This window comes from Nostoc sp. FACHB-888 (genome assembly GCF_014696655.1).
Taxonomy (GTDB): Bacteria; Cyanobacteriota; Cyanobacteriia; order Cyanobacteriales; family Nostocaceae; genus Nostoc.
This window is the reverse complement of record NZ_JACJQM010000037.1, coordinates 30,988-51,069: the sequence shown is the minus strand read 5'-3', so window position 1 is coordinate 51,069 and position 20,082 is coordinate 30,988. Positions and strand designations below refer to the sequence as shown.

General features: G+C 40.3%; 14 protein-coding genes and 1 pseudogene. 12 read left to right on the top strand and 3 right to left on the bottom strand.

Annotated features, from left to right (window positions below; genetic code table 11):
• Window positions 1–35: 35 nt before the first annotated feature.
• The 3 genes from H6G26_RS21750 to H6G26_RS21740 all read left to right on the top strand — a co-directional run bounded on the left by H6G26_RS21750 (window position 36) and on the right by H6G26_RS21740 (window position 8,013).
• Complete coding sequence (locus H6G26_RS21750) at window positions 36–2,411, top strand: glycoside hydrolase family 31 protein (RefSeq protein WP_190731250.1); 2,376 nt, start codon at window positions 36–38, stop codon at window positions 2,409–2,411.
• A 185-nt stretch (window positions 2,412–2,596) separates the two neighbouring features.
• The gene (locus H6G26_RS21745) at window positions 2,597–6,730 is read left to right on the top strand and encodes an ATP-binding protein (protein ID WP_190731233.1); all 4,134 of its coding nucleotides are present in this window, start codon (window positions 2,597–2,599) and stop codon (window positions 6,728–6,730) included.
• A 671-nt stretch (window positions 6,731–7,401) separates the two neighbouring features.
• Window positions 7,402–8,013, top strand: a complete 612-nt coding sequence (locus tag H6G26_RS21740) for a LuxR C-terminal-related transcriptional regulator (protein ID WP_190731232.1) — start codon at window positions 7,402–7,404, stop codon at window positions 8,011–8,013.
• 313 nt (window positions 8,014–8,326) lie between these two features.
• Here H6G26_RS21740 and H6G26_RS21735 read toward each other — a convergent pair whose 3' ends face one another.
• Both H6G26_RS21735 and holA read right to left on the bottom strand, forming a co-directional pair.
• Entirely contained in the window at window positions 8,327–8,809 is a 483-nt protein-coding gene (locus H6G26_RS21735) for a DUF4168 domain-containing protein (RefSeq protein WP_190731231.1), read from the bottom strand.
• A 109-nt stretch (window positions 8,810–8,918) separates the two neighbouring features.
• Window positions 8,919–9,908 carry a DNA polymerase III subunit delta gene (holA, locus tag H6G26_RS21730; RefSeq protein ID WP_190731230.1) on the bottom strand — a complete coding sequence of 330 codons (990 nt, stop codon included), beginning with the start codon at window positions 9,906–9,908 and terminating at the stop codon, window positions 8,919–8,921.
• Window positions 9,909–10,138: 230 nt separating this feature from the next.
• On the opposite strand from holA, the gene H6G26_RS21725 reads away from it, so the two are divergent.
• The 7 genes from H6G26_RS21725 (at window position 10,139) to H6G26_RS21695 (ending at window position 18,277) form a co-directional block, all read left to right on the top strand.
• Window positions 10,139–10,927: a DUF1868 domain-containing protein gene (locus tag H6G26_RS21725; RefSeq protein ID WP_190731229.1), complete on the top strand. Its 789-nt coding sequence runs from the start codon at window positions 10,139–10,141 to the stop codon at window positions 10,925–10,927.
• Between the two features lie 704 nt (window positions 10,928–11,631).
• On the top strand, window positions 11,632–12,645 hold the full coding sequence (locus H6G26_RS21720) for a PstS family phosphate ABC transporter substrate-binding protein (protein WP_190731228.1): 1,014 nt from the start codon (window positions 11,632–11,634) through the stop codon (window positions 12,643–12,645).
• Between the two features lie 111 nt (window positions 12,646–12,756).
• Window positions 12,757–13,671, top strand: coding sequence for a phosphate ABC transporter permease subunit PstC (gene pstC / locus H6G26_RS21715; RefSeq protein ID WP_190731227.1), 915 nt, complete (start codon window positions 12,757–12,759; stop codon window positions 13,669–13,671).
• 1 nt (window position 13,672) lies between these two features.
• Window positions 13,673–14,596, top strand: a complete 924-nt coding sequence (gene pstA / locus H6G26_RS21710) for a phosphate ABC transporter permease PstA (RefSeq protein WP_190731226.1) — start codon at window positions 13,673–13,675, stop codon at window positions 14,594–14,596.
• Window positions 14,590–15,384 (top strand): phosphate ABC transporter ATP-binding protein PstB, encoded by a 795-nt coding sequence (gene pstB / locus H6G26_RS21705; protein ID WP_190731225.1) that lies wholly within the window; start codon window positions 14,590–14,592, stop codon window positions 15,382–15,384. Before pstA ends, pstB begins: the two co-directional genes overlap by 7 nt.
• Before the next feature lie 1,290 nt (window positions 15,385–16,674).
• Window positions 16,675–17,454: a phosphate ABC transporter ATP-binding protein gene (locus H6G26_RS21700; RefSeq protein ID WP_190731224.1), complete on the top strand. Its 780-nt coding sequence runs from the start codon at window positions 16,675–16,677 to the stop codon at window positions 17,452–17,454.
• Between the two features lie 352 nt (window positions 17,455–17,806).
• Window positions 17,807–18,277 carry a hypothetical protein gene (locus H6G26_RS21695; protein WP_206757552.1) on the top strand — a complete coding sequence of 157 codons (471 nt, stop codon included), beginning with the start codon at window positions 17,807–17,809 and terminating at the stop codon, window positions 18,275–18,277.
• Here H6G26_RS21695 and H6G26_RS21690 read toward each other — a convergent pair.
• Entirely contained in the window at window positions 18,269–18,418 is a 150-nt protein-coding gene (locus H6G26_RS21690) for a hypothetical protein (protein ID WP_190731222.1), read from the bottom strand. The two genes, H6G26_RS21695 and H6G26_RS21690, sit on opposite strands and share 9 nt — an antisense overlap.
• Before the next feature lie 36 nt (window positions 18,419–18,454).
• Here H6G26_RS21690 and H6G26_RS21685 point away from each other — a divergent pair, with 36 nt between their 5' ends.
• The gene (locus tag H6G26_RS21685; RefSeq protein WP_206757551.1) at window positions 18,455–19,192 is read left to right on the top strand and encodes a hypothetical protein; all 738 of its coding nucleotides are present in this window, start codon (window positions 18,455–18,457) and stop codon (window positions 19,190–19,192) included.
• 81 nt (window positions 19,193–19,273) lie between these two features.
• Window positions 19,274–19,978: pseudogene (locus H6G26_RS21680) on the top strand (SDR family oxidoreductase).
• The last annotated feature ends 104 nt before the right edge of the window (window positions 19,979–20,082 follow it).

Below are 20,082 nucleotides of genomic sequence, written 5' to 3'. Positions count from 1 at the left end.
AATGCGGACAATTTTTGAGCCACTTAATAACTGATATGCCGCAATATTTCGGAAAACTACCCACTACTAACCAACCTTGGACAACCATCGGCAACGTAAAATCTGTAACGTGGGACAATAATATTATTAATTTCGACTGTGACAACTCACGCCTTACTATCAGCGTACTTGCTCCCAATTTAATCCGGGTGCGTTTTGCACTAACTGGGCAATTTATGCCCCGCCGTTCTTGGGCAGTGACGCTAGATGATGCAGAATGGGTAACAACACCTTTTACAGTACAGGAAACTGAAGCAACGGTAGAAATTGAAACAGCACAGATTCGGGTGTGCGTCCAGCGAGAAAAGTGTCGCATTGCTTGTTTTGACAAAAATAATCGTCCGTTCGCCCAAGATGCAGAGATGGGTATAGGTTGGCGGATGGGCGCAACTGCAGGGTGGAAAGAAATTGTCGCCGACGAACATTTCTATGGCTTTGGTGAACGTACAGGTTTTCTGGATAAACTCAGCGAGGTAAAAACCAACTGGACAACGGATGCCTTAGATTATGATGCACTTACTGATGAAATGTACCAAGCAATTCCATTCTTTATGGCTTTGCGCCCAGAGTTAGGCTATGGCATCTTTTTCAACACTACTTTTTGGAGTCAGTTCGATATTGGTGCTGAACAACCAGGTATTTGGAAGATGGAGACTCGTGGCGGTGAATTGGATTATTACATTATCTATGGCCCCGAACCTGCCCAAATTTTGGAGACTTACACCCAGCTAACTGGGAGAATGCCATTACCGCCGAAATGGGCGCTAGGTTATCATCAATGTCGCTGGAGTTATCAATCAGAAACCGTTGTGCGGGAACTGGCACAACAATTTCGTCAGCGTCGCATTCCTTGTGATGTTATTCACTTGGATATTGACTATATGCAGGGTTATCGAGTGTTTACTTGGAGTAAACAGCGCTTCTCCAATTCGGCAAAACTTATTAGTGATTTAGCAAAGGATGGTTTCAAAACAGTTACAATCATTGATCCTGGCGTGAAGTATGAACCAGAAGGCAATTATGATGTTTTTGACCAAGGAATAGAAAACGACTATTTTGTGCGGAAAGCTGATGGTACGTTGTTCCACGGCTACGTTTGGCCTGAGAAAGCCGTTTTTCCTGACTTTTTACGTCCTGATGTGTGTAACTGGTGGGCTGATTTACACAAGAGCCTAACTGATATTGGGGTGGCAGGCATTTGGAATGATATGAATGAACCTGCCATAAACGATCGCCCTTTCGGCGATGAAGGTGAAAAGATTTGGTTTCCGCTTGATGCACCGCAGGGGGGAGGGGAGGCAGGGAGCAGGGAGCAGGGAGCAGAGGGGAATGTTCCTGTGTCCTCTTCTACTCATACGGAAGTGCATAATTTGTATGGGTTGATGATGGCTAAAGCTTGTTATGAGGGGTTGGAACGGCATCGAGGTTCAGAGCGATCATTTGTGTTAACGCGATCGGGTTATGCTGGTGTGCAACGCTGGTCTTCGGTATGGATGGGAGATAACCAATCGTTGTGGGAGCATTTAGAAATGTCTCTGCCGATGCTTTGTAACATGGGACTTTCGGGCGTGGCGTTTGTAGGTTGCGATATTGGCGGGTTTGCTGGTAACGCTACAGGTGAATTATTCGCTCGGTGGATGCAGGTAGGAATGCTCTACCCATTAATGCGCGGTCACTCGGCCATGTCTACTGCTCGTCATGAACCTTGGGTATTTGGCGATCGCGTTGAAAATATCTGTAGAGAATATATTAATTTACGCTACCAATTACTTCCCTACATCTATAATCTTTTTTGGGAAGCGGTAACAACAGGCGCACCAATTTTAAGACCATTATTGTACCATTTCCCTAATGATCCGAAAACTTATAGCCTCTACGATCAAGTATTACTAGGTGCGTCGCTGATGGCTGCGCCAATTTATCGCCCTGGAGTTGAGCATCGAGCTGTCTACTTACCTGCTGGCACTTGGTATGATTGGTGGAGTGGTGAGAGTTATGAAGGCCCGATTCACATTCTTGCTCATGCACCACTGGAAAGAATGCCATTGTATGTCCGTAGCGGTGCGATCGTTCCCATGCAACCTGTCAGGCAATATGTTGATCAAGCCCCACTCGACGAGATGAAATTACGGATTTGGCCTGGTAATAAGGAATATCAGCTATTTGAAGATGATGGGCACACAAACGATCAAGATAAACATTTCTCGCTAACAAATATAAGCGTATTTACAGAGGCAAACCAAACAATAGTGGAAATTGGAGCGAGAGTTGGGGAATGGACACCTTCACCACGTGAAGTGATTGTAGAACTTGTTGGTGTTGGAGAGCAACGTTTCCAAGATGATGGTAAGCAACGTAGCCTGCAATTCTGAAATATTCACAAAGATGGTTTTTTAACCAACATGATTTCTAATTCTCAATTCTGCAACACAAAATATGCATAAAGATAGATGAGAAGTAAGTCAATGCGAAACATACAATACGAAAGATAGAGATGATTAAATCGTAAAAAAACCGTAGTTGAATACGCTAGATAGATGCGGTTAGAGAACGCTTAATGTTAAATATTAACCGCTTGCGGCTGCAAGATATATTTAAAATCCCTACAAATTCACTTGTGGCAAAAGTCGCAGGTGTGATCGCTGTTTTTGTTGGCAGCTTGGTACTAGTTGGTTGGTGTTTTGGCATTGAAGTTCTTAAGCGCGGCTTCCCTGATAGCCTTGCCACAATGAAAGTCAACACAGCGCTGTGTTTTGTGCTGTGTGGTATATCGCTGTGGCTGTTTTCAACAATTCAAAATGACGTTCCCGAACTCGCTTTAAGCGTTGGCGCAGCCTCTCGTAGACAAGCCATGTCATTGGCAAAGACTCTCTTAGAGAAGGCTTACGCCGCGCTAACAAAATTATTCCCCGACTTTCCCACTCTTTTAATCTCTAGGGTCTGTGCAATAGCTGTCACTACAATTGCTGCGCTCACACTCTGTCAATATCTGTTTGGCTGGAATCTGGGTATTGACGAGCTAATTTTTCGTGATTCGCCAACTAGTATGGCGACAGCGCATCCGGGGCGAATGGGGGTGAACACAGCACTGAACTTTGTGCTGGTTAGCGTCGCCTTACAACTTCTGGTTCATCCAAAAAACCACCGCAGTTATTGGTATGCTCAGATTATCGTACTGATCGCTACTTTAATTTCCTTTCAAGCGCTCATGGGCTATGCCTACAAAGTGAAAGCTCTCTACGGGCTTGCCCCGTATACAACATCAATGGCTTTACATACAGCTATGTTGTTCAGCTTACTAAATATAGGAATTCTGTGGGCGCGGGCAGAACAAGGGTTAATGAGGGTAATTACAAGTGATACCTACGGCGGGTTACTTGCTCGTCGTTTATTAATTGCCGCGATCGCAGTACCTTTTGTATTGGGGTGGATAATCGTTGAAGGTCAACGAGCAGAAAAATACAGCCCGGCGTTTGCAGTGTCGCTGTTTGCGATCATCGTGATTGTGATTTTTACGATTTTGATTTGGCAAAGTGCCAGGGTTATTGAACGCCTCAGCGAACAGCGCGATCTTGCCCAGGAAGCACTTAGAACTCAGGAAGCTAAACTGGGAAGTTTTGTAGATTCTAACGAAGCAGAACAGCAAAAATTAGTATCGCTGGTAGAAAATAGCTCTGATTTTATCGGCATCGCTACCCTTGAGGGTCAATTACTCTACATAAATGATGCAGGTCAAAAGCTGGTAGGCTTTGCAAGCCTTGATGAAGTGAGGCAAAAAGCAGTACTAGATTACGCCATGCCCAAAGACAAACCCTATTTTCAAGAATATATACTGCCGACTGTGCTATTACAAGGGCGCTGGCAGGGAGAATTCTGCTTTCGGCATCTTCAAACAGGTCAACCAATACCAGTTGATTACAATATCTTCACTGTTACCGACAACAACACAGGTCAGCCAATTGCCTTAGCAACTGTAACTCGCAACATCAGCGAACAAAAACTGGCTAAGGAAAAAATCTTACAACTAAACAAGGATCTACAGCGCCGCATTACTGAGTTACAAACATTGTTGGAGGTAATTCCCATTGGAATAGGCATTGCCGAAGATCCAGAATGCCAAAATATCAAGGTTAACCCTGCTTTTGCCAAGCAGTTAGGGATATTACCAGATACAAATGCCTCCCTCAGTGCTCCCTTGGACGAAAAACCGACAAGCTTTAAAGTCTACCGCCACGGAAGAGAACTGTCAGCAGAAGAACTCCCAATGCAATATTCTGCTGCTCATGGTGCCGAAGTTCTAGATTGTGAACTGGAGGTTATCCATGAAAATGGAAAAATTGTCAATCTGTTGGAGTATGTTGCACCCTTGTTTGATGAAGAGGGTAAAACTAGAGGAAGCGTTGGTGCATTTTTAGATATTACGGAGCGCAAACAAACAGAGGAAGCACTCTTGAATCAGCAAAAATGGCTGGAGGATGTGTTAAATCTGATGCCAAGACCATTGCTGTTTATCGAACCAGGAACGGCGCGGGTAACTTTTGCCAATCGCTCTGCTAACGAATTAGCTGGGGGCGAATTTCCCAAAGGTGTGCCAGCCGAGGAGTATCACACAGTTTATCATTATACAGATGCGGCTGGCGATCGCATCCCCAATGAACAAATGCCAGGAGTGCGGGTTGCCCTTGGCGAACGCCTGAATGGATTGGAGGTAGACTGGCACACTCCATCTGGTGTGCGCTCTCTACTCATATTTGCTGATACCTTACCAGCAATACACGGTCATCCGGCTACCTGTATCTTGGTGTTCCAAGAGATTAGCAACCTCAAACAGGCAGAAAAAGCCCTCTCGTTAGGTTACAAAAGGCTAAAGCTACTATTTGACACAGCCAACGATTTACTATCAAGCCAGGAACCAGTACTGCTAATCGATAGCGTCTACCGAAAACTAAGAGAGCAAATAGGAATAGAAGTTTATTTGAACTATCTGGTTGAGCATAACTCTCAAGTAATGCGGTTGGGGTCTTCCAGTGGTATTTCTCCAGAGGTGGCAAAGGAAATTGAGTCGTTGGCATTTGGTCAAGGGGTTTCTGGTAATGTAGCGCTCTCACGCCATTCCATAGCTCTAGAGAATGTGCAACAATCCACTGACTCACACACAGAATTCATTCGCTCTTTAGGCATTACTGCTTATTATGCCTACCCATTGATCGCCCAAGGGCGCTTGCTAGGTACTCTTTCTTTTGGCAGTCGCACTCGGTTAAGCTTCACCGAGAATCAAAAGGGGATGATGCAAGCAGTATGCGACCAAATAGCGATCGCAATGGAACGAGCTAGTTTAATTGCTTCTTTGCAACAACAAACCGAGCAGTTGCAAGAAGCTAACCGCATGAAAGATGAGTTTCTGGGAATATTGTCTCACGAATTGCGATCGCCCCTCAATGCCATCCTTGGCTGGGCGCAGTTAATGAAACGAAGCAAGCTTAGTGAAACCCAAATGGCTAGGGCTACGGAGACAATTGAGCGCAATGTTAAGCTGCAAACCCAGCTAATTGAAGACCTACTGGATATATCGCGGATGATGAGAGGCAAGTTACACCTTAATGTCCGTACTTGTCATTTGGTTCCGATGATTGAGTCAGCTATTGAAACTGTTAGCCTCGCCGCCCAATCTAAAGAAATCGATTTAAGATTTTCCCTGATTCCTTCCAAAGAAACGCGAAATGCGCCACCGGGGATACTCCCCGTGGTCACTTTCGCGCAAAATTCAGATTTGGGATTAGAAATCAATCACGAAAAGATAGAATCTCCAGAAGTAAAATCCCAAACTAGTCAGCACTCAGAGGACAATTTGCTTGGTGGAAATTCTCAATTCTTAGTTTCCGGGGATTTCGAGCGCTTGCAACAAATAATCTGGAATCTGCTATCCAATGCCATCAAATTCACACCCAGAGGAGGACGGGTAGAGGTGCAATTGTCTGTAGTGACTGACCAAGAAAAACAACAGACAACCGATAAATATGCTCAAATTCAGGTAATTGACACAGGCATTGGTATCAGCCCTGATTTCCTTCCTTATGTCTTTGATCGCTTTCGTCAAGCTGATAGTTCTAGCACTAGAACCTATGGTGGATTAGGACTAGGATTAGCGATCGTGCGTAATTTAGTAGAATTACATGGCGGTACTATCCACGCAAATAGTCCAGGTAAAGAGCAAGGAGCAACGTTTACAGTCAAGCTACCACTTTTGAAAAGTCCTCCCCTCCCAGCCTTGCAGCCTCTCCCCCTGCCCTCTCCTCTTCCCTCCCTATCCCTCCTTGGCGTGCGCGTACTGGTTGTAGATGACCAAACCGATACCCGTGACTTCATCACTACAGTCCTCGAACAGTGCCAAGCCGAAGTTCAGGCTGTAGCATCAGTTCAAGAGGCATTGCAGGTAATTACACAGTGGAAACCAGATGTTCTAGTCAGTGACATCGCTATGCCCGATGAGGATGGTTATTCTTTAATCCGCAAAGTGCGATCGCAACCACCAGAACTAGGAGGAAATATTCCAGCCGCAGCGTTAACAGCCTATGCTAGGGCAGAGGATCGGATGCGAGCTATACAAGAAGGTTATCAGCTACATTTACCTAAACCTATTGAGGCAGCTGAGTTAACTACAGTAGTTGCCAGACTTGCTGGACGGACTTAGAGAAAATGGGGCATGGGGCATTGTCCTTTTTCCTAATATCAAAATTTATACAAAATTCCCATTGTTTCCTAATTACTAAAAAGCAGTTTTTCTTTGTAATTTAGCGTAGTTGGTGGATACCTGCATTGTCAAAATACTTAGGTGTATATTTTTATTTCAGCATGAATAATTGTTGTCTTTTGGAGCGATCGCTATTTAGTAGAAGTGGCTTCAATAAGCAAGATAATGGCTTCACCTTAAAAAAGCCCGCTCTTTTCCTCCTTTAATCCATGTTAACGGTATCAAGAGTACAGGCGGAAATAAGCAGACCATCGAAAATCCATAAATAGCTTATTCCATAATACTTTTGAATTTTGAATTTTGACTTTCGCCTTGCGGTACTAGAGGGGATAACTTATTTAAAGCTGATTGGAAGTAAATTCCGAAATAGGCAATTGTAGAGTTGTATTTAAATTATGTAATTTAATTTAATCCAAATAAACTACATAAATGGCAAATTGAGTATTTCAAAGAAAAAGTCTTAACAACAGTTGTAGTTGCTGCCATTAGCATGATTTATCTTTAATATTCAGCCAATTTATTTAGATAATCATGCAAAAAATAGATAGTGCATTTTTCAAACGCCATAAAGCTAACTAATAAACAGTATTTTATACATTACAGTTTTTATTATGATCGCTATAAACAAGACATTATTAAAAACATTAGCTGAACCACAAAAGCTAGAAAGTATTGACTTATATGAATCGAAGCGAGCTGATTTTTTACAAGAAGTAATTGAAGGTTTAGAAGACGGTATATTAATTTTAAACCACACTGGTGAAGTAGTTCATGCTAATGCATCTGCTCGTCGCCTTTGTTGTAAATTTAATCAAGGCAACTTCAACCAAAATTTTGTACCACCAGCCATCTGGAAGCTTTGTGAATCATTGTTCAATAACCGAGATTTGTTCTCTGACAAATTACTAATTTTGTCGGATGAGATTGTGCTTGATAAGTCAAATATTTTCCGGATTAGGGTGAGACTGCTAGATTTAGATGGGTTTGAAGTACCTTGTTTATTGGTGACTATAGAAAATCAATATGAATCTGTGCAAAATGTAGCACTCACTGAAGTTAAAAAATTTGATCTGACACCGCGAGAAGCTGAAATTTGGTTTCTCTATAGAAGCAACTACAGCTACAAAGAAATTGCCACTAAGCTTTACATCACCATAAACACTGTAAAAAAGCACATGAAAAATATTCACACCAAGCGCCAAGCAAATATGTCTTATGATTGAATGGTAGTATGGTATCGAAAAATTCAGAATCAATGAGTGAGAAATTCAAAAGAGCTACTCACTCATTGAATACCACTAAATATGCATCTTTAGTGGTGGTTTTAAAGCCCTGGTTCAGACGTTTTCTTGTTCAAAATTCATCGTTTTATTCTTCCTTGATAAAATTCATTTGTAAAATGCAATAAATTATTAGTCATTAACCTAATATTCAAAAACAAGTATTTTATGAATCAATACTCACAACGTTTGGTAAAAAAGCAATACTACACCTACTATCTCTTCTTTTAATGCAAGTGGTTTTAGGCCATTTTTACTACGGAGATTCAGGACTTTTTTGTAGACGTAATAAGGTATTGTAAACCTGCCGTTTTAAGATATCGTTATTTTGTAATTCTATAGTAATTTTGTTGAACTGCTCAAATTTCAACCCATTAACTTGGACAATTTCTTGAGCGTGCTTACAGTAATTAACTGCGATATCTTGAGCCTTCTTTGGAAGACCACTTATGCTGTTAGGATCGTTACAAACAATCTGGGGAATTTCTCCATTGCCAATAAGTTTTTTAATTTCTTCAAAGGCGTTTTGGCGAGCTGGCTCCATTGCTAGCACGGCTTGAGCATAGCTGTCGATTTCAGTATTGTTAACTATTGGTGGTGGAGTTTGACCATAAGCTTTTGAACTCAATGAAAACGCGTTAGAAATTACACTCACAGTCGCGATCGCGCCGAAAAAGAATGATTGGGAAAGGATTCGTTTTCGGCTATATCGGGGAAACAAATCAGAATTTTTTTTCATATAGTGTGTGACAGAGAACTACATCAGGGATATTATAAGGACTTTGAATTATTTTCGGAGTTGGAAGTTCCAGCAACTGTTCAATTCATCAAGCTTTTATATTTGATTGTCAGCTTCCTCGGCAAACTTGGCAAAGTTCAATTACTTTAGTCTGGAGTGTTAGCATTTCTGATGCTCCTTGCTTGAGACTGACTTCTAACTCCAGTAGTAGGGGTAAGCAAGAAATTAACTGTTGCACAGAAAGAAGCTTGATTTCTTGCTGTAAAAAGTAGATCCGTTTGGGATTACCGATATCAGCAGCAATAGCGATCGCTTGTTGATTGCGCTCACCACTTTCTATCATAATCTTCACCCAGAGCCAGGTGCGAAATTGTCCAATCAGCGTGGCAACTATCCGTAATCCCGGCTCGGAAGCATTGTTCAGATCCGCCAAGGTTGTCAAAGCTTTAGCTGTATCTCCTGTTCTAATTGCTGCTGCTAATTGTAAACTATTTTGAGTAGTATTTCTTACTAACTTCGTAACAGTATCTGGATCTAAAGGTTTGTTACTACCTTGGGCATATAGCCGCAGTTTTTCTAACTCATTATAAAGAAGACGTGTATCATTTCCTACAGATTCTGCTAATAAGTGGGCAGTATTGGCAGTTAGTTTCACGCCCACAGTCTGAGCTGCTTGATTAACAGATTGCACTAGCAATTCGGTTTTCCAAGGCGGAATGAGGGGAAATTCTCGGAATTCGGTGGCAAATTGTTTTAACAATTTCGTGGATTTGAGGCGTTCATCTGGCTTATTGCGGCTGGTGAGCAATAAAAATGAGTTTTCGGGAATGACTGGTAGCGATCGCCCCAGTTCCGCTAAAACATTCTCTGGACAGTGCTGGCACAAGGTAGTATTTATCAGCCATACCAAGCGTCCACCAGCCCCAAAAGTGGGTGTCATGACCTGATTTAACCCCTGGATAGCAGCATCAGCTTGATCTGGCGTGAATGAAGTGTAATTAAAACTTATCCAGTCGGGATCGAGAACGCGATCGCGCAGCATAGCGATCGCCTTTTCCATAGCAAAATCATCCTCACCCCAGTAAACATAAATTGGCATAGACTAACCTCGTATATTAGGAAATGGGGCATTGGACATCGGGCATTGGGCATTAGTTATTCTTCTTGTCTCCCTCATCTCCCCCTGCCTCCCCTGCTCCCTCATCTCCCCCTGCTCCCTGCTCCCCTGCCTCTTCCCCACTCCCAAAAATTAAATACTTTTGAAATCATTCTGTTAATCAAGGTAATTTTCCCTAAAATCTATCAAGTGAGAGCATGAGGCTATGAAGATTGGACGACAACTATCAAACTTACTTAAATCGGTTAGCAAGGCTGACGCTGCCAGAAGCCTACAGATCCCAAGTCCAGCATATCCAGGAATCTTCTAAATTTCAGCCGCATTCTGGGTTGAGACAAGCAGTGTCCTTTCCTGGCTATACGCTAATTACCCCGCCGGCAGAAGAAGAATCACAAAACTCTGCTTTCTATGCCAAATTACAGGCTTACCAACAGGAACTTTTACAGTTGCCTGTAAACCGTGATTTGATTGTGCCTCTAACTCCTGCGAGCTTTCATCTGACTTTAGCAGATTTAATTTGGGATAATGCTTATCTTGATGCCTGCGAAAAAAATCCCAAATTTGACGAGGAGTTACACTCTTGTTTAGCTGGAATGTTTCAGCAATATCAACAATTGATGACAAATAGGAGTCATCCGATTAAATGGCAAATGCTGGGACTGATACTGATGCCAAGAGCTATAGCCGTTTGTTTAGTACCTCAAGATGAACGCTGCTACGAGGAAATTATTAAATTTCGGCGAACAATTTATCAAAATCCCAAGTTGATTGCTTTGGGTATTGAGCAGCATTATCATTTTACAGCCCATGTTACATTAGCCTACTTTGGGGAGGTTTCATCTGACTTAGACCGCACAAGTTTTAGCACGATGCTTTCTCAGTTGAATGAACAATGGCTGTTAAATTTGCCAGAATTTTTGATCAATCGCGTTGAATTGCGAAAGTTCGACAATATGACACGCTATTATCGTGAACCAGACTGGCCGATTTTAGATTTTTAATTCATTAGTTAGTAGTCAGTAGTCAGTAGTTTTCACTCGCTGACCACTGACTACTGATTATTAATTATGTCTGTGGTAATGTATTGCAGCCGCAAGGAAGCATAAAAAGACGAACAACGGCAGTAAGTTTTTATTTCAACGCATATTTTAGCGAGGTTAAATATATCAAAGTATGTATATTAGCTAGCTATAGAAAAGGGTATTCACTAAAAAATATAAGCAGGAAAAAGTGGTTTTTGTACTTTTATAGCTTGTCAATTTTCATCATAATAACCTTTAAGAGGAGCTTTAAATCGGTCAAATAACAGCGTATAAAAAGTATTTAAATTGGGTTTTATCGCCAAAAATAACGTTTTAACTCATAATTATTTACTCTAGCGATAGCTGCCTTATCTTATAAATTATAAATTTTTAATTCCTGTTCGCTCCATAGTAACAGTTTGAATATTTTATAAATTTAATACATTGATAATTGCTATTTAGATAGCTCCGTACTACTATTATTTTGGCTAAGAAATTTATCAATTTTAATTAATCTATAATTAACTTTTAATTAACCTTTGATTAACTTATTCACTAACTGCCAAGGTTATATTCTTGACTATGGACAACCGGGTTATTCACTAGATTTTTAACTTGAAAAATAGTTATTTTTTGAGGCGAATTAGCGGAAATTTAATGTCCAATCAACTAGTAATCTTTTTATGAACAAGATGAACTTTAAGCTTAATAGCCTGACAGTATTAGGTATAGTCTCATTGGTAGCCGCCTCCTTTGGTATATCAATATCTGCGGTTCATTCCCAAAGCGTCAGCACAGTTACGGTTGATGGTTCTAGCACCGTTTTCCCAATTACGGAAGCAGCAGCAGAAGACTTTCAAAAGGCGCAAAGAGGCAAAGTTAGAGTTACAGTAGGCGTTTCTGGTACTGGCGGCGGCTTCAAAAAGTTCTGTCGTGGCGAGACAGATATCTCTGGTGCATCTCGTCCCATCCTACAAAAAGAAATCGATGCTTGCAAAGCTGCTGGCATTCGTTATGTCGAACTACCAGTAGCTTATGATGCTTTAACAGTAGTAGTTCACCCCCAAAACTCCTGGGCGAAAAATCTCACAGTTGCCGAATTGAAGAAAATTTGGGAGCCTGGAGCACAAGGTAAGGTCAATAACTGGAATCAGGTTCGTAATGGATTCCCCAATGCACCTCTGAAATTGTTTGGCCCTGGTGCAAACTCTGGAACTTTCGACTACTTTACTGAGGCTGTTGTTGGCAAATCGAAGTCTAGCCGGGGTGACTTTACTGCAAGCGAAGATGACAACGTACTTGTACAAGGTGTTAGCCGTAATAAGAACGCCCTTGGTTACTTCGGTTATGCCTATTATGCAGAAAACAAAAATAAATTGAAGGCAGTGCCAATCAACGGCGTATTGCCCTCAGAAGCAACAGTTAAAAATGGCTCTTACAATCCACTATCTCGCCCCATTTTTATCTATGTCAGTTCCAAGTCTATTGACAAACCAGAAGTAAAGCAGTTTGTGCAATTTTACTTGCAGAATGCAGCTAAATTTTCTCAAGAAGTAAAATACATTGCCCTGCCAGCATCAGCATACACTACCGCTCAGAATCACTTCAATAAGAAGAGATATGGCACTATTTTTGGTGGTCAAGAATCAGTTGGACTGAAGATTGAAGAATTATTAAGCCGTGAAGCTAGAGAATAAGCCTAATTGTGAATTTTGAATTAGTTCAAAATCTGCAATTTATCAAAGGGAGGTGTACCACCTCTCTTTGTCTATTTAAATTCATCATCTCAGGAGCGATCGCATTTCAGCATGAGTAGTGCAAAACAAACTCAAATTTCTCGAAAGCTAGCGCGTGATTTGCAAGAACGGGCTATTGAGTCTGTCTTATTTCTAGCAGCACTCTCTTCTGTGGCAACTACAATAGCCATTCTCGGTATTTTAGTTTACGAGTCTATAATATTTTTTCAAAAAGTATCTTTATGGGAATTCCTTACAGATACACAGTGGACACCTTTATTTGACGATAAGCATTACGGAATTTTACCGTTGGTAACAGGAACATTAGTTACTACATTAGTTGCTTTATTAGTAGCAGTACCGCTAGGTACGATTATTGCTATTTACCTGAGTGAATTTGCTTTACCCATCGTTCGGGAAATTGTCAAGCCAGCTTTAGAATTGCTGGCGGGTATCCCTACAGTAGTTTACGGTTATTTTGCCCTCTTATTTATCACACCCCTATTGCAGGTAATTCTGCCAGATTTACCTGGTTTTAATATGTTAAGTGCGGGGCTAGTCATCGGTATTATGATTATTCCTTATGTCAGTTCCCTGAGCGAAGATGCCATGCGTACAGTACCCGCACATTTACGCGAGGCTTCTTATGCAATGGGGGCTACCCGCTTCCAGACAGCTTTGCGAGTTATATTACCAGCTTCTATTTCTGGTATTTCTGCCGCTTACATTTTGGGAATTTCTCGTGCGATCGGTGAAACGATGATAGTAGCTATTGCTGCGGGTGGCCAACCAAACCTGACCCTTAACCCGATGGAACCAGCCGCTACAATGACAGCCTACATTGTATCGGTAAGTCTCGGTGACCTGCCTCATGGCAGCCTGGAATATCAGACTATCTTTGCAGTTGGACTCACGTTAGTGCTAATGACTTTAGTCTTCAACATCATTGGTTATTTTCTCATCAAGCGCTATCGAGAAATTTATTGATATGACAACTCTCAATATTCAAGAAGTCCGTAAGACTATTAACCGCAATAAGCGATCGCAACATATTTTCAACGTTATAGGACTGTTGTCAATGCTGATTGGCATTGTCACATTGCTGGCACTATTATTGGATCTAATTACCGATGGTTTCCCACGTCTTTCATGGCAATTTTTGACTTCGTTTCCCAGTCGTAGGGCAGAAGAAGCGGGCATCCTCTCAGGTTGGGTGGGAACGCTTTTGGTTATGTTTGTAACGTCTTTAGTAGCTATACCGATGGGTATAGCTTCAGGGATTTACTTAGAAGAGTATGCCCGAAAAAATTGGTTGTCTGATTTAATCGAAATTAATGTCACCAATTTAGCTGGCGTTCCCTCGATTATTTACGGACTTTTGGCTTTGGGTGTGTTTGTTTATGGATTAAACCTTGGTCGAAGCATTATTACTGCTGGGTTTACCTTGGCGTTATTAGTTTTACCAGTGGTGATCGTTTCTACCCGTGAGGCTCTGCGTGCTATACCAAATAGCATCCGTGAAGCTGCTTATGCGGCAGGGGCTTCTAAGTGGCAAATGATTTGGGATCATATTCTGCCTTACTCAACAGGCACAATTCTCACTGGTATTATTGTTGCCTTAGCACGAGCTATTGGTGAAACTGCACCTCTAATTACCATTGGTGCGCTTACCTTTATAGCCTTCTTACCAGAACCACCAATTACTGAGCAGTTTCCCTATATATCCTTATCTTGGTTACTTGCTCCGTTCACAGTTATGCCCATTCAAATGTTTGATTGGGTATCTCGTCCCCAAGCTGAGTTTCAGGTGAACGCAGCAGCAGCAGGTATTGTTCTAATTGCCATTACTTTGGCCATGAACGCTGTGGCAATTTATATCCGCTATCGTTTACGCAAAAAAATCAAATGGTAGAAATTGCATCATCAACCTTAGAAAAATCGATTAAAGCTTCGGTTAATTACTTGAATTTCTACTACGGTGGAACAGTTCACGCTCTCAAAGACATTAATATGTCAGTGGGTGACAAACAAGTAACGGCGCTGATTGGCCCTTCTGGATGTGGTAAAACCACCCTGTTACGTTGTTTTAATCGAATGCACGACCTCTACCCCGGAAATAGCTATAAAGGGGAAATCACCCTCAAACCAGATGGGATAAACCTCCTCGGTAATAAAGTTGACCCAATTGAGGTACGGATGCGGATTAGTATGGTGTTTCAAAGACCCAATCCTTTTCCTAAGTCAATTTATGAAAATGTGGCTTATGGTCTGAAGGTACGGGGTGAATCAAAACGTGCAGTCCTTGATGAGAAAGTAGAGAAAGCTTTGCATGATGCAGCTTTGTGGAATGAAGTAAAAGATCGCCTAAATGACTTAGCTTTTAACCTTTCTGGTGGTCAACAGCAGAGGTTGTGCATCGCCCGCGCTTTGGCGACTGACCCTGAAATTGTTCTATTTGATGAGCCAACATCAGCCTTAGACCCGATAGCTACCGCCAGCATTGAAGAGTTAATTAATCAATTGAAAGAAACGGTGACGATTTTGATTGTGACTCACAATATGCAGCAGGCAGCTCGTGTTTCTGATTACACGGCGTTTATGTATTTAGGTGAATTGATAGAATTTGATCAGACAAAAAAGATTTTTAATCACCCCTCAAAGCAACAGACAGCAGACTATGTGAATGGTCGTTTTGGATAAGAATATTTTCTATAAAAGTAAAAAACTTGCTATATCTGGTTTCCCGGATGCTTGTCACTCCTTCAGGCGATGCCTACGACGGGCAAAGCCAACGCGTTTTGCGAAAATAGAAGAAGTTTAGCTAAGAATGATAATCATTTAAAAGTTGAGAAAAAGCGCTTGTCGATAGCAAGCGCTTTATTTTTTATTTTTGTAGTAAATTTAATAATTATTAGAGTTTTTAGGTATTTAGAGGTTGTTTGAAAAGTAGCTAGCTGTAATTTTAGGTGCTTGTTGATCCCCCCTAACCCCCCTTAAAAAGGGGGGAACCGGAATTAAAGTCCCCCTTTTTAAGGGGGATTTAGGGGGATCTAGAACGTTTTGCTACCAACAAGAGGACTTTTCAAACATCCTCTTAGTGAGTCTGTAGTGTTGAAGATATAACAAAAACTTAAAACATAAACTCTAGAAGCATTTTCAACCCATATTCCCTACCTTAAACTGGTACACTGTAGAGAAAGTTTGCCTTACCTGTATTTACCTATCAGATTTTGCCAGTTCGGAGACTTACTTTAACCCAGACATACCTTCCAAAAACTATAAATAGTTATTAAATTTTACATATTGTTATACAATTCTTTTTAATAAAAAAGCACAAAACTTCAATTCAATAAGTTATCCTAGCTAAATACAAGATTCTTATCGACATACTAAAGTTAATATTGTAGTAACTATATTGAACGATAAAAATATCCACTTAGCTCTTTTTAAAATATTTTCAATAATTCTATAAAGTTAAATCTAAACTATAAATGACAATGTACCAATGCGATTAAAACATAGATTTAAGAGTCGTGAGGCATTGATTTTAACAACTAATGTTTTTAATGAGGATATACTAATGTAACGATCAAATAAAGCAGGCTTACAAAGTATATATAACAACTACAAAAATGAGATAAAACTTTGCTTTTTAAAATACCCTTGATCTTTACCGATAATCTTTTTATGAATTTGTTCAGAAAGCTTAAGGCATAAAGACAGGATAAGTAAGGGTAAAAAATTTTCTACTTTCTCTCTTAATCCAAAGTTATTAGTCAATGTAAGTAAAATGAGTAGAGAAAGGTTGTAAAAAATGAATTTTGGGACACAACCTTATATAAAAATATAGTAACTGTTTATTTGCTGCATGGCTACTACGTAACTATGTAATTTATATGAACATCTACTTTTCAGATTAACATAGTGAAACAGCGTTGCTGATTTGTACTGTTTTACTGAATCAAGTTTTGTTTCACACGTTTTAGGAATATGAGTAAACTAATTCCAGCCATCAGAGTCAAAAACTTCAGCTTCTCTTACGACGCTCAAAAGATAGTTGAAGGCGTGTCAATGGATATTTACCAAAACCAAGTCACGGCAATTATTGGTTCTAGTGGTTGTGGCAAGTCTACTTTTCTTAAATCGTTAAATCGCATGAGTGAATTAGAAGGAGATGTGAAGGTTGAAGGAAAAGTAGAATTTTTTGGGCAGAGTATTTATGAGCGTCGTGTCAACATCAATCGTTTACGCCGCCAAGTCAGTATGGTTTTTCCCAAGCCGAATCTTTTTCCCATGAGCGTTTACGATAACGTTGCTTATGGAGTGAAATTAGTTGGATGGCATCCGAAAGTAGAATTAGATGGAATCGTTGAATCTGCCATCAAAGCTGCCGAACTTTGGGATGAAGTCAAAAATAAGCTGCACAAATCTGCTTTAGAACTTTCTGGTGGTCAACAACAAAGATTATGTATTGCTCGTGCTTTAGCAGTCAAACCTAATGTTTTGTTGATGGATGAACCTTGTTCAGGTCTTGATCCTGTTGGTAGCATGAAAGTTGAGCATCTAATCCATAACTTGCGCTCTGAGTTGACAATTGTGATTGTTACTCACAATATGCAGCAAGTTACTCGCCTATCTGATTTTACGGCTTTTTTTCATAATAATGAAAATCGTATTACTCAAATGGTTGAATTTGGTACTACAAGTAAAATCTTTACTAACCCTGTGGATTCTCGCACCCGTGACTACGTTTTTGCCCGCGTTAGTTGAAGTGTTTCTAAAATTCTAGCTACTCAGAGGGTTGCTAGATAGTCTTGCGGAAATTAGGGATTAAATTTAATTTCCGCTTGTTTTGAGTTTTTCCTGTGTTGGGCAATGCAGACTGACATTGACAGTCTTTTTTTATACTATATACTTAAAGAAAAGTATCTGCCTAGACCACCTGAATCATAAGATGAAATGTCCTCTGTGCGAATCTACTTCATATTATAAAAATGGTCGTCGCAATGACCAGCAGAATTACCTCTGCAAAAATTGTGGCAAACAATTCCTTGAGACTGCATTACCTGATTCCCTGGAAGGGGACTTGCTAGCTAACAGCAATGGACATACTAAACTATCTATGACTGATGCGGCGGAACTTTCTTTAGTAAAAAACCTGCCAGAAGAAAAAATCACAGAGAAAGGTCTTGGCTCTTTTAATTTTAAATTAGCTGAAGAACTGTTGCAAATGATATTATCGCCTGATTGGTTAGAATCTTCTGTATTCAGCCAATTACTCTTGAAAATTCAGCAAAACAATGAAATTAACCATAAGTTAGAAACAGGAATATCTCTTCTGATTTTGGATGCAGAAAACTTAAAATTAGATATTAATTCAGAATTATTTTTAGCCAGCATTTGTGAATATTCACTCCAAGGTAAAATTGCATTTGCTAACTGGAAAAATCCCAGTATTGGGAAGCAAGATATTGAACTATATAATCGTGGTTATCAACTTCTCCATGTCCCTGAAGGTAAAAATAGTGCTGATGCAAAAATGATTGCATTCGGTGCTTGTGTATTACGCTCTTATCTAGCCCTGTCAAGGTGACTTTTTTGTCTGGGTTAAAAGCTTGGCAGTCGAGATATGTGGATGACGAGGGTCATACTGAGGGACTCTTTCCATAAGCCCTCGCATCATCACACTCAACGGACTTTCTTCGACAAATCGCTCAAAAATTGTACCCAGCATTTTCATATTCCTCCGATGCAACAACTGAGTATCCATGTGTCCGCTCATTTGGACAGCGATCGCACTCCGATAATTATCCGGCTATTTGTCACCTTGACAGGGCTACGCTCTTATCCAACACTGAAAGAAATATTTGTCTGTTCTAACGATGGAATTTTAAACCATCTTTGTAACGAACTCCAAAATCAAGGATTAATTGTCTATTGGGTACGTAGACAAGGACAAAATTTGCATATAGACAACCGGAATACTGGCAAATCAACTCATTATTCTTTGCCAATGGCAACAAAAGTTACATCTTTTGAAAAAGTGATTGATTCACTTCAAGATTTAATTAAAACTGAAGAAGAATCAATCAATGCTAAATTAAACACTTTAGTAGATGTTGCAACTTTATTTCAAGAAAGATGCGAGATTAATATTAAACATAATTTAAATCAACCAGAAAAAGACAAATCAATAGCTGTTGTAGATAACTCATTTACTGAATCTATTAAAGACCAAGAAAATTTGACGGAAATCTCTAATGGAAAAATATTAGATAAATTATTATTGAAAATTATTCAAGATATACAAAATAAGTCTCCTAAAAATAAATTATCTGTGTCCACATTAGGGACAGAGATACGGAAAATTACCGGAGAATCTCCTAATTCAATTATTGAAAAATTAAACTTAGGTTCTAGTTTTCTTAAATATCTAAAATCATCTCCCACATTTACATTAAAGCCGAATGGCAAAGAATACGAGGTAACAGCACTATTCTGCGAGTAAATACTTGCTGAATGTTTACGTACAACCTGAGCTTGTAATTCAGTATTATGTAAAAAGATATAAAGAAATGTAAATATTATAATGCAGTATAAAGTCGTTGTTATTGTCGGTGCTACTGGTGGTATTGGTTCAGCGTTAACACACAAACTTGCGTCTACTGGAGTTCGGTTGGTACTGGCTGCCAGAGATGCGGTTCGTTTAACAACATTGGCAAATGATTTACCAGGTCAAGTTTTGAGCGTTCCCACCGATATTACTGACCCACAACAGGTAGATACTTTGATAGAAAAGACGATCGCTGAGTTTGGTCAAATCGATATTTTAGTAAATGCCGCCGGTGTCGGTATACTCAAGCCTTACAACAGCCTGGAACCTGCTGATTTAGACAAGATGTTAGATGTCAACTTGAAAGGCAGCTTTTACACCACTCAAGCGGCTGCTGAAGAGATGCAAAAACGCAAGTCTGGTCACATCTGTAACGTGGTTGGAATTCTGGGCAAGCATTCGATGGGAATGGCAGCAGCTTATTCTGCTTCTAAGTTTGGTGTTGTCGGTTTCAGCAAATGCATGGCAGAGGAACTCAAGCGTTTTGGTATCAAGTTCACGCTATTCTACTTTGGTGGGGTAGATTCTCCTTTCTAGGATAACGTCAACCTAAAAGTAGACCGGAAAAAAATGCTTAGTGCTGAAACTGCTGCCAATGCGATTTTCTTTGCCCTTTCTGCTGAACCGCAAGCTGTGCCAATGGAAATTAACATTCAGCCTGATAGTCATTTGTTTTTTTAAAGTGGGAGTCAGCCTACATATCTCTTGCCTGGGAAAGACCTGAAAATTTAGCAAAAAAGGCAAAATTTACAGAGATATAAGCTGTTATGCTGGATTTTCAGTAT